Annotated in this window: 12 protein-coding genes; 1 reads left to right on the top strand and 11 read right to left on the bottom strand. The window is 45.3% G+C overall.

All coding sequences use genetic code 11. From position 1 onward, the window contains the following. Positions 1-34: 34 nt before the first annotated feature. The 7 genes from recR to AB4167_RS09710 form a co-directional block, all read right to left on the bottom strand. A complete protein-coding gene (recR, locus tag AB4167_RS09740) occupies positions 35-634 on the bottom strand; it encodes a recombination mediator RecR (RefSeq protein WP_019823189.1) in 600 nt (199 codons plus the stop codon). Positions 635-712: 78 nt separating this feature from the next. After that, positions 713-1,042, bottom strand: coding sequence for a YbaB/EbfC family nucleoid-associated protein (locus AB4167_RS09735; RefSeq protein ID WP_017062338.1), 330 nt, complete (start codon positions 1,040-1,042; stop codon positions 713-715). 152 nt (positions 1,043-1,194) lie between these two features. Then, on the bottom strand, positions 1,195-3,423 hold the full coding sequence (gene dnaX, locus AB4167_RS09730) for a DNA polymerase III subunit gamma/tau (RefSeq protein WP_372136460.1): 2,229 nt from the start codon (positions 3,421-3,423) through the stop codon (positions 1,195-1,197). 18 nt (positions 3,424-3,441) lie between these two features. Then, complete coding sequence (gene apt / locus AB4167_RS09725) at positions 3,442-3,987, bottom strand: adenine phosphoribosyltransferase (protein ID WP_017062340.1); 546 nt, start codon at positions 3,985-3,987, stop codon at positions 3,442-3,444. Positions 3,988-4,148: 161 nt separating this feature from the next. Further along, positions 4,149-4,520 (bottom strand): YbaN family protein, encoded by a 372-nt coding sequence (locus tag AB4167_RS09720; protein WP_029225617.1) that lies wholly within the window; start codon positions 4,518-4,520, stop codon positions 4,149-4,151. 74 nt (positions 4,521-4,594) lie between these two features. Further along, a complete protein-coding gene (locus AB4167_RS09715; protein WP_017067606.1) occupies positions 4,595-4,732 on the bottom strand; it encodes a hypothetical protein in 138 nt (45 codons plus the stop codon). Between the two features lie 148 nt (positions 4,733-4,880). Beyond that, the gene (locus AB4167_RS09710) at positions 4,881-5,984 is read right to left on the bottom strand and encodes a response regulator (protein WP_102332530.1); all 1,104 of its coding nucleotides are present in this window, start codon (positions 5,982-5,984) and stop codon (positions 4,881-4,883) included. A 228-nt stretch (positions 5,985-6,212) separates the two neighbouring features. Here AB4167_RS09710 and AB4167_RS09705 point away from each other — a divergent pair, with 228 nt between their 5' ends. Beyond that, positions 6,213-7,088: a LysR family transcriptional regulator gene (locus AB4167_RS09705; protein WP_017062344.1), complete on the top strand. Its 876-nt coding sequence runs from the start codon at positions 6,213-6,215 to the stop codon at positions 7,086-7,088. 100 nt (positions 7,089-7,188) lie between these two features. On the opposite strand, the gene purF is transcribed toward AB4167_RS09705, so the two are convergent. The 4 genes from purF to folC form a co-directional block, all read right to left on the bottom strand. Continuing rightward, entirely contained in the window at positions 7,189-8,703 is a 1,515-nt protein-coding gene (purF, locus tag AB4167_RS09700; protein ID WP_372136458.1) for an amidophosphoribosyltransferase, read from the bottom strand. Positions 8,704-8,737: 34 nt separating this feature from the next. Next, positions 8,738-9,229 (bottom strand): CvpA family protein, encoded by a 492-nt coding sequence (locus AB4167_RS09695; protein ID WP_009848678.1) that lies wholly within the window; start codon positions 9,227-9,229, stop codon positions 8,738-8,740. 61 nt (positions 9,230-9,290) lie between these two features. Further along, on the bottom strand, positions 9,291-9,866 hold the full coding sequence (locus AB4167_RS09690; protein WP_048662025.1) for an SPOR domain-containing protein: 576 nt from the start codon (positions 9,864-9,866) through the stop codon (positions 9,291-9,293). Next, the gene (gene folC / locus AB4167_RS09685) at positions 9,867-11,129 is read right to left on the bottom strand and encodes a bifunctional tetrahydrofolate synthase/dihydrofolate synthase (protein ID WP_372136456.1); all 1,263 of its coding nucleotides are present in this window, start codon (positions 11,127-11,129) and stop codon (positions 9,867-9,869) included. It lies immediately after the preceding gene. Positions 11,130-11,149: the final 20 nt, after the last annotated feature.

Here is an 11,149-nt window from a genome sequence, read left to right as displayed (position 1 = left end):
TTAACTGATCGGCATTACTCAATGAGCGGCTTTTTTAGATCTTATGACGACCGAGTAAGGAGTGCGAAAGCGTGGTGCCATCCACCAGCTCTAGCTCACCACCAACGGGAACACCATGAGCGATACGGCTAGCGTTCACTTCATGGGCATTACATAGCTCAGCAATGTAGTGCGCTGTCGCTTCCCCTTCAACTGTTGGGTTAGTCGCTAGGATTACTTCAGAGATATCACCACGACGCAGGCGGTAGTCCAAAACATCGAGACCGATGTCACTTGGACCAATACCATCAAGTGGTGAAAGGTGGCCCATCAATACAAAGTAACGGCCTGAATATTGTCCTGTCGCTTCTATTGCTGCAATGTCTGCTGGGCTCTCTACTACACAGATTTGACCATTTTCCTGACGTTTAGGATTGGTACAAATGTGGCAGGTATCTTCTTCAGTAAAAGTACGGCACTCATTACAGTGACCAATTTCGGTCATTGCTTGGCTAAGAGCTTCAGCCAACTGTAGGCCGCCTTTTCTATCGCGCTGTAACAAATGAAAGGCCATACGCTGCGCCGACTTGGGGCCAACCCCAGGTAGACAACGTAAGGCCTCCATCAAATGCTCCAGCATATGACTGGTACGCATATTTAACCGTTCTAATGTTCAAGTAATAGCCTGTTCAACACAAACCACCACCTGAATTAACCTTTAAGAATAAGTTACTTAGAAAGGCATCTTCATACCTGGTGGAAGTTGCATTCCGCCAGTTACGCTAGCCATTTTCTCTTTTTGAGTTTCTTCAACGCGACGAGCCGCATCGTTGAAAGCAGCAGCGATAAGATCTTCAAGCATCTCTTTATCGTCTTCCATTAGGCTTTCATCGATATCAACACGGCGAACGCTGTGGCTACCAGTGATCGTTACTTTTACAAGGCCAGCACCTGACTCACCTGTAACTTCCATATTTGCGATTTCTTCTTGAAGCTTTTGCATGCGCTCTTGCATTTGCTGGGCTTGCTTCATCATGTTGCCCATACCGCCTTTACCAAACATGTTAATACTCTCTGGTCTAATTGGTTTATTAAAATTAATTAAGCTATACGAGCTTAAATGGGGGTTAAAACAGTGTGATTCAACCCCTCGATGTTCAGTTCTCAGATTTGCTTATCTGGGATGATATGCCGGTCACTAAACAAGAAAACGTTCTAGATAGGACGAACGCTGTCTCTGTCGAGTTCAGCGGCAAAACGTCTTTCAATGAACTGTACGTTGGCATCGTTTTCTAAAGCGGTAAACGCGTCTTTCAACTTACCTTGGTACAACCTTTCTCGTAATTCTAGCGGCGTTTCTCCACCATCACCGATTTCAACACTCAAATGACACTCTTCTCCAAGCACAGTATTGAGAGACTGCAATAATTCACTCTGTGCACGGTCCGTATTCAAGTGAGCTTGGCTCGCTCTTAACGTTAAAGTGATTGATGTGTCGTTTTTAGCAAACACTGAGTTCAATGCTAACTGTTCAACAAGCTTGGCTGTCTCTAGCTTTTGAATCGTGGCGGACCATTCATCTTGAGCAATCGACTCTTGAAGCAATTTGTCGACCATTTCTGGTGTCTTAATATGCTCTAACGCACGCTTGATCTGAGTAGGTGTAAGCTCTTTGCTCACCTCTTTCACTACAGGTTTAGACGGTTTCCAGCGATAAGGTTCATTATCGTTGGTCACATTTTCTGTCGAAGAGGCTGATAAAGAAGCTGGCGACACCCGCTCAGAACCACCGTGTTGCTGAGCAACTCGATCAAGAACTGAAATTTTAGCTGGTGTCGCTTTAGCCTTTTTTGGCGCCGAGCCTTTGTTTTCTGTTGCCGCGCTGCCTCTACGTTGAGAACGTAATTGGTGGCGTAAACCACTCACAGGCGAAGTTGCACGCGCCGGCTGCTCTTGCGGAGCAGAAGGTGCAACGCTTGGCTGTTGAACCGGGCTCTGGTTTTGATAATTCGTTTGTTGCTGCTGAGGCTGATCTGCACCGTAGCTTGGACGCTCATCATAAGCAGGAGGCGCGTCATACTGGCTATGCGGGTAATCCTGTTCTGGATAACCTTGGTTACCTGAATGATCAGCGTAACCTTGCGAATCTGAATACTGTGCTGGATTCTGCTGCGGAGCCTGTTGCACCGGTTGCTGCTGCATAGCTTGCTGTTGAGGCGCCTGTTGTTGCATCTGAGGCTGTCTCGGAGCTGCCATTGGCGCAGGTTGACTCACTGACTGAGCAACGTTCTGAGCTTGAGCTGCTGGAACTGGCGCTGGGCTTGCCGACTGAGTCGAGATTGCAGTAGCAACCGCTTGTTCAGCAGGTCTAAAGGCCAACATGCGTAAAACTACCATCTCAATACCAACACGAGCAGTTGGCGATAACGGTAAGTCTTCACGACCTTTCAATACGATCTGGTAGTAAAGCTGAATGTCTTGAGGGCTTAGTGCCTTACTCAACAGTTCAAGCTTCTCAGCGTCAGGCTGTGCCTTATCTAGTGTAGATGGCAAAGCTTGGAACATCGCAAGACGATGCAGTTGAGTCGCAAGCTGATTCAGCAAACCGTCCCACTCAACACCGTTCTCAGCAAGGCTTTGGATACACGCCATCGCTTGTTGCGGCTGCTTACTGCTAATCGCTTCAAGCAAGTGGATAGCTTGGTCGGTATCCAGTGTCCCAAGCATATGAGCAACAGTATCTGTTACGACATTGCCGTTACCTAATGCGATAGCTTGGTCTGTAAGGCTTAGTGCATCACGCATACTGCCATCAGCAGCATGAGCAATCATTCCAAGCGCACGAGACTCAGACGTCACATCTTCTTGTTCAAGAATATGATCGAGCTGCTCGTGAATATTATCAACGCTGATCGGCTTAAGGTGGAACTGCAAACAACGCGACAAGATAGTCACTGGAAGCTTCTGTGGATCCGTTGTTGCGAGCAAGAATTTCACATACTCAGGCGGCTCTTCTAAGGTCTTTAGAAGCGCATTAAAGCTGTGCCTAGAAAGCATGTGGACTTCATCGATTAGGTAAACCTTGAAGCGACCACGTGCAGGCTTGTACTGAACATTGTCCAGAAGCTCGCGGGTATCTTCTACCTTAGTACGTGATGCCGCATCAATCTCAAGTAGGTCAACAAAGCGACCTTCATCGATTTCTTTACAGGTTGCACATTCACCACAAGGTGTTGAGGTAATGCCTGTTTCACAGTTGAGCCCTTTAGCAAACAAACGGCCGATGGTCGTTTTACCGACACCTCGTGTACCGCTGAACAGGTATGCATGGTGCAACCTGTTCTGGCTAAGGGCATTCTCTAATGCTGTTAAAACATGGGCTTGACCAACCACTTCTTTGAATTTGGTTGGTCGCCATTTTCGCGCTAACGCAAGATAGCTCATGAATAATTCCGAAAAGGATTAGTGACCGTCGAATTCGCAGATGCTAAACACTTCTAGACCTAAGCCTTGTAAGCGCTTGTCACCACCGATTTCTGGAAGGTTAATAACAAATGCAGCGTGTTCTACCACACCACCAAGCTGACGAATCAACTTTGTTGTTGCTTCAATCGTACCGCCCGTTGCTAGCAAATCATCAACCATCAACACTTTATCGCCTTCAACGATAGCATCAGTATGGATTTCTAGAGTGTCGGTGCCGTACTCAAGCTCATAAGATTGTGCCACAGTTTGACGAGGCAGCTTGCCCGGCTTACGAACAGGAATGAAGCCAACACCTAGCTCAAGTGCCAAAGGCGCACCAAATAGGAAACCACGAGCTTCAGTACCAACGATCTTAGTAAAGCCCATGTCCTTGTATGTTTCCGCTAGCAGGTCGATAGTCGCTTTGTAAGCTACTGGATCTTCCATCAAGCTTGTTACGTCACGGAACAAAATACCCGCTTTAGGGTAATCAGGAATGCTTTTGATGCTTGCTTTGATCAGAGAGATTTTTTCTGTGTTCATAATCTTATGCACTTCATTAGGCCGCTTTCCAAACTCTCGTTAACGAATCAAACATCAACGCTCGGAATTAAGGAAAGGTACGATTGGTATTCATTGCAACGAGAGTCATAACTCTGATTGCTGAAATAATAAACGCCCGCTATACAAGCAGGCACACTGGCTTAATGGTAGTGATTTTCTTTGCTGTCAGCAACCAACTCATGGGTTGGAAGTCGCATAAACCATGTGAGAAGAATAACAAGTACACAAATTAGGAAAGCCTTGACCCAAATGATAGGGGCAAAGTAGATGGATAACGCAAAACTCAACAAGATAAAGAATACGCCACGCGTTTTAACTTGTTTGGTGACGGCACCGTGTTGATACCAATTGTTCAGCAAAGGACCCAGCGTTTTGTGCTCATGCATCCATTTATGAACTTTCGGATTGCTTCGCATGAAGCATGCGCTGGCAAGAAGGAGAAAAGGAGTGGTTGGCAGAACGGGCAAAACTATCCCTAGAACTGCGAGAAATATACAAAGGCCACCAGCAATATTGAGGCTTAAAACTCGAACGCTAATTGTGGCCTCCTTGAGTTAGCTATCACCAATCGGCGACGACAGCTTAACTAGAATGTTGCGTAACCATTGAATACACGGATCAACGTAAGTGTTGCTGGTAGCAATGGAATCATTAAAAATGCGGCTAAAAATCCTAAAAAGTAGAATACATTAAACGGGTCTTGAAAGTCTTTGTTATCTGCCATGATTGCTTCTTGTTTTTGTTAGTGAAGGTAAGTATCCGGCGAACCAAACCCGCTTTGCTAAATCGACATTTAACAAAAAAGGCATAGCCACACCATTTGCGCAACTATACCTTAATCAATTATTCACAAAAACCGAGGAAATATAGGGTTAATCAGTAGACCCTTGGTGTATGTCTAAACTAAAACTTGCCGCTCCAAGTAGGCTCAACGACAGTTGGCAGCCCTGTTCGATCGGAAGGTCCCGCGTAATAAAGTTCTTCTTGCAGTTCTCACCCAAGCGCTCACCTGCTGCAATATATTGATTCAATTCACCATTCGACCATTGCCCGTCTAGACCCGCAGGCAAAATGGAGATGGTTCCCTCGGCAAGGTCAGCAACACCAAACAAGGCATTCACTGGGGTGGAGCATTTAGAGCAACGAATCCCCTTCTCTAAGATTTCAGCAATATCTTTGAGATCAACATTAAAATCTTTTCTGTTTCTTATGTAATCGTGGAACAGCGCTCTCACTAACAATGTTGTCGCGGAGCCGCCATTATCAGACGACGATGAATCGACGAGGTAAAAAGCAAACTGCCCGTTCATCATCCACGCATAGTCAAACACAAGTGGCATCATCTCTGTTGATTGCAGTAACCGGTAACTGCAACGCCATGAGCCTTGTCGCGTATCTTTCTCTGGAAGCAGCGCATGCAGTAAGTCTTTTGCTGCGCTTGGGTTATCTTGAAGGTAATTCAGGTGCCAATGCAGTTCTTGGTCTTCAGGGATCTCTCCCCCATCATCCACACAGAACCATTGGCTCGAAAAATCTCGTTGGTCTGAAATGTTATCGAACGAATCTGTCAATGTATTCGCAATCGCACTTCCTAGGTGACGGTGATCCTCTAACGGCTTCGCCAAGAAGTCTTTAATACCAAATCGCAAGGCTTTCGCCACGTCAGACATATCATCAGTGCCAGACACAACGATCATAGGCAGTGACGGGTACTCTAAACTGAGCTCTTCCACAAGCTCTATGCCATCAAGTATTGGCATTGATAAGTCACACACAATTAAATCTGGCGCTGAGTCTCTAAGTTTCTGCAAAGCGTCCAGTCCATTTTCAGCCTCAACCACTTTATAACCAACCTTGTCTAGGTACGCGCTGGTTATACGGCGAAAAATAGGATCATCATCAACCAACATCACGCATTTTTGGTTAATTACTTCCTGAGCCGAGGTCATTACTGGCTGACTGTGAGTTTTGTACATAATCTATAACCTCACAAAACTAAGTCGAATTATTATTGTTATCTGTTCTAAGAACTAATATAAAACTTAGTAATAAAATGCTAAATACACAAATTTGCACTCTTTACTGGTAATTCGTGACGAGGGTTGGAATACTTGTAAATAGTGCAACGAGTTGACGTAACGCAAACATTGATCTCACTGTTACGTATAAATTAGATGAGATTGTAAACAAATGTGTCTGGATTTATGAAATTAGATGATTTAAACCTCTTTCGACTCGTCGTTGAAAATGGGAGCTACACCGCAACATCGCGCAAGACTATGATTCCGGTTGCGACCATCACACGACGCATCCAAGCCTTAGAAGATTCTTTGAACCTTAGGCTTCTCAATAGACACGCGCGTAAACTTTCTTTAACAGAGGCAGGCGAACGTTTCTTCAATGAATGCTCTCCGCTGTTGCAACGTCTCTCTTCTACTGCAGAAGAGTTAACTGACGTGTGCAAAGGCGCTTCCGGTAAGATTCGTATTACGGCACCCTCAAACCTGACCAAGCGCATGATGATGCCAATGTTCAGTGAATTCATGATTCAATACCCTGATATCAATATTGAGCTGATGATGAACAACCAAGCGGATCAGCTGGATCCAACGGAGTGGGACGTAATTTTCCGAGTCGGCCCTCAGCGTGATTCAAGCCTAATCGCTCGAAAAATCAGTGAAGTCAAAGATATTCTTATCGCGAGCCCTGAGTACTTAGCGAAGAACCCAGCTCCAAGCCATGCTGAAGAGCTAGCGAACCATTCGCTACTCAAAGGCTACCCGCTGATTAAGTGGCAGCTGAGTAATTCGAATGAAGAGACGGTGGTGAATAGCGAGAAAGGCCGTTTCAACGCCAATGCGCTTAATGTCGTAAGACAAGCGTGCTCAGAAGGCCTAGGTATCACCCTGATGCCTGACGTGATGATTCGTGAATACATTGAAGATGGCAGCTTAGTGCAAGTCTTAGAAGACTGGAGCGCTAACCCTCGTGATATTTACATGCTTTATAACCACAAAGACCATCTACCAGAGAAAGTGAGATTGTTTATTGATTTTGTGATCGCATACCACATTCATTAAGGTCAATCCCCTTCTCTATAAACAAAAAACCAGAGCCGATGCTCTGGTTTTTTATTTTCTCTATCGCTAGCGAAACTCTGTATGACTAACGAAACGCTAGTTAAGCGCCTTCGTTGTGTAACTCTAAGTTAGCAAGATCTTGTTGAATCTCACGCTGAACCTTTGAGTCGTCATTACGCAAAGAGTCTAGGAAATCTAGGTACACTTGGTCGATATCGCCCGTTACATACTCGCCGTTAAATACAGAAGTATCAAAACGAGAGATGTCTTGATTGCCCATGCCCACTGCAGAAATCAGATCTGGTAGCGTTTGGAAAATCAAGGCGTCTGCGCCAATCTGCTTACAAATCGTTTCGTTATCACGACCATGAGCAATCAACTCTGTCGCGCTCGGCATATCAATGCCGTAAACGTTAGGGAAGCGAACCTCTGGAGCAGCTGAAACCATGAAGACCTTATTTGCGCCAGAATCACGAGCCATCTCAATGATCTGCTCTGATGTTGTGCCGCGAACGATAGAATCGTCAACCAGAAGAACGTTCTTACCTTTAAACTCAGAGCGAATTGCGTTGAGCTTACGGCGAACCGACTTCTTACGTTGTTGCTGACCTGGCATGATGAATGTGCGGCCAACATAGCGGTTTTTCACGAAACCTTGACGGTATGGCTTATTGATCGCTTGAGCGATTCGTAGCGCAATATCGTTTGATGTTTCAGGGATTGGAATAACTACATCAATGTCTAAGTCTGCGTACTCTTCTTTAATACGCTTACCAAGCATCTCACCCATCTCAACGCGTGCGCTGTAAACCGAGATTTTATCGATGAATGAATCTGGGCGTGCAAAGTATACAAACTCAAAGATACATGGGTTTAGTTGTGGGTTGTCTGCACATTGCTTAGTGAAAAGCTCACCGTCGAATGTTGCGTAGATAGCTTCACCTGGCGCTACGTCGCGCATGAAGTCGAAGCCAACAGCATCGAGTGCTACCGATTCAGACGCAACCATGTACTCTGTTTTACCATTAACTTCACGCTTACCAAGACACAGTGGACGAATACCATGTGGGTCACGGAATGCGATCATACCGTGGCCGATGATCATCGCAGTTACGGCGTAAGCACCGCGAATGGTGCGGTGCACATTTGCCACAGCGCGGAAAACATCATCCGAAGTCACGTTACCTTTAACAGTATCGATCTCATGAGCCAATACGTTCAGTAGAACTTCAGAGTCAGAGGTTGTGTTTACATGGCGACGGTCTTTTTCGAACAACTTCTCACGAACTTCGTTTGCGTTCGTCAGGTTACCGTTGTGCGCCAACGTAATGCCAAAAGGAGAGTTTACGTAGAAAGGCTGAGCTTCAGACGCACTTGAACTACCCGCTGTAGGATAACGAACATGGCCAATACCAACTTCACCTTGTAGGCGCTGCATGTGTTTTGCTTCAAAAACATCTTTTACTAAACCGTTCGCCTTACGCAGACGGAAACGATTGCTTTCTATGGTACAAATACCAGCGGCATCTTGGCCACGATGCTGCAATACCGTTAAAGCGTCATAAATAGACTGGTTTACAGGTGTTGAACCCACGATTCCAACAATACCACACATGTCCTAATCCTCGATTTTTCGACATTAACTGGCGCTAGAGCGCGCCAGATAAGAAACTAGATGTTGCTTGTAAATGCTCGAAGAACGGCGCAATGATTCGACTAAATTCCGGAACCAATTGCGAATTCTTCCACCACTCAGAACTTGGGAATGCAGTAAACGCATCCATGAAAAACAACACTGCAGAAACAATCAAAACACCACGTAAGCCACCAAAGACGACACCGAGGATTCTGTCTGTACCTGACAGGCCTGTTTTCTGAACTAGCTGACCGATGACATAGTTAACTAAGGCACCAACAACTAACGTTGCAACAAACAATGCTGCTATCGCAGTTCCGTTTCGAAACATCTCATCTTCGATATTGGTGAAGTACATCGCTAATTTAGCGTAGTACTGGCTAGCAATAAAAAATGCTCCAAACCAAATTACGAGTGACAAGGCTTCTTTAGCGAAACCACGAACTAAACTGATCACGGCAGAGAAGCCGATCACGCCTAAAATGACAAAATCTAACCAATTCATGAATTCTTCATCTTAAGTTGGCGCGCATTTTAACAGAAAAAATGCTGACGCAAACGTTTTCTTATGGATTTAACGGTTTAAATTTGAGCAATTGGCCTTTTGAACCCGTAATTTTTTCTAATTCCTTAATTTGTCGCTCAAGTTTGGATTTAGAGACATCCGGGCCAATAATTACTCGCGTAAAAGTTTTTTCTTGCTTGGTGTGAGCCTGATAACCACGCTTTTGCAGATCCTCAACAACGTTTTTTGCGTTGTCAGCATTCTTCAAAGCCATCAATTGAATAATCCAAGCACTGTCTTGGTATTCATTTTTTTCCGGTACTGGCTTAACTACTACTGCCACTTTGTCAGCTTCTTTATTATTGGAAGAAGACGCGGTTTGCGTGTTTGAACTATCAGTACGACCACTTTCAACCACTTGCTCAACTGGAGAATCCGGTAGCGCTATCTGATCTTCAACAGGATCGAGTACTTCAAACACTTCAACATTACTATCAAGCTCTGGCTTAATCGGAATGCTTGCAAACTCTTCTTTATAGTGGAGCTTCTTACCATCTAGCACATCGGGCAATACAATCACGCCAATGGCCACTAAAATGATGGTGCCGACTAATCGGCTTTGGAATTTACTTGCCATTTAGTTTCCTTTTTTCTGCCAATGCTCCAAGACTTCGCCTACGGTATGGAAAGAACCGACCACCAACACAACATCATCACCTTTAACAGAAGCTAAAGCCGCTTCAAACGCTGCTACAGGGTTTGAATGCTGCTCTACGCCTTCGGGTAGGCTTTGACACAATTCAGCAGCTGTCGCTGCGCGTGGCCCTTGCAATGAAGCTGGATACCAATGAGTTGCGATTGGCGCTAATACTTCCAATGTCGCGGGAATATCTTTGTCATGAAGCATAGCGACTACAACGTGTAAATTTTTACCTGCATACTTCTTCGTAACTTGCTGCGCAAAGTATTCAGCAGAATGCGGGTTGTGCGCCACATCAAGCACAATCACGGGTTGTTCGCTAATTTGCTGCATACGCCCTGGAAGCTGCGCATTCTTCATGCCGTTAACCACGTTCACGTCACTAATACTAAGCTCTGATGTGCCCAATGCCATTAATGCTGTTGCAGCGTTGGGTAACGGCAGGCTTGGAATAGGTAGTGATTCTAGTTGGAATGCACCACTGCGCCAGTTCCACGTATCACCATCAACATCATAAGTGTATTGAATACCGACTTGGTAGAACTCAGCCTTAATGTCATCAGCGTGCGCCGCAACCGTAGCCGGTGGCTTGGGTTGACCACAGATAGCTGGTTTACCGCTGCGATAAATGCCCGCTTTCTCAAAGCCAATCACATTGATGTCATCACCTAGCCAGTCAACATGGTCGACAGCCAAACTAGTAATCACAGAAACATCATGCTCAACGATATTTGTCGCGTCTAAACGCCCGCCTAAACCCACTTCTAAAAGCACAACATCAACCGCTTCAGTTTGAAATGCACGTAACGCCGCTAAAGTGCCATATTCGAAAAAGCTCAGGCTGATTTCGCCACGCTCTTTCTCAATGAAGTCGAAAGACTGAACCATCTTTTCATCAGATAGATCTTGGCCGTTGATACGAACACGTTCGTTATAGCGAATTAAGTGAGGAGAGCTGTAGACACCAACTGAGTAACCAGCGTCCAATAGAATCGCTTCCATCAGTGCACATGTTGAGCCTTTGCCATTGGTTCCGGCAACAGTAATAACATGTTGAGCAGGTTTGGTGAGGTTTGCCTTAGAGGCGACGGCCTGAACTCGGTCTAATCCAAGATCAATAGCGCTTGTGTGGATGTTTGATAAATAATCAAGCCACATCTCCAAAGAGGATGTGGCTTGAGGAATAGGTTGTTGACTCATCTAACTCATAACCATAATTA

The organism is Vibrio sp. 10N.286.49.E11 (assembly GCF_041469505.1).
Lineage (GTDB): Bacteria > Pseudomonadota > Gammaproteobacteria > Enterobacterales > Vibrionaceae > Vibrio > Vibrio crassostreae_C.
This window is presented reverse-complemented; position numbering and strand designations above follow the sequence as displayed.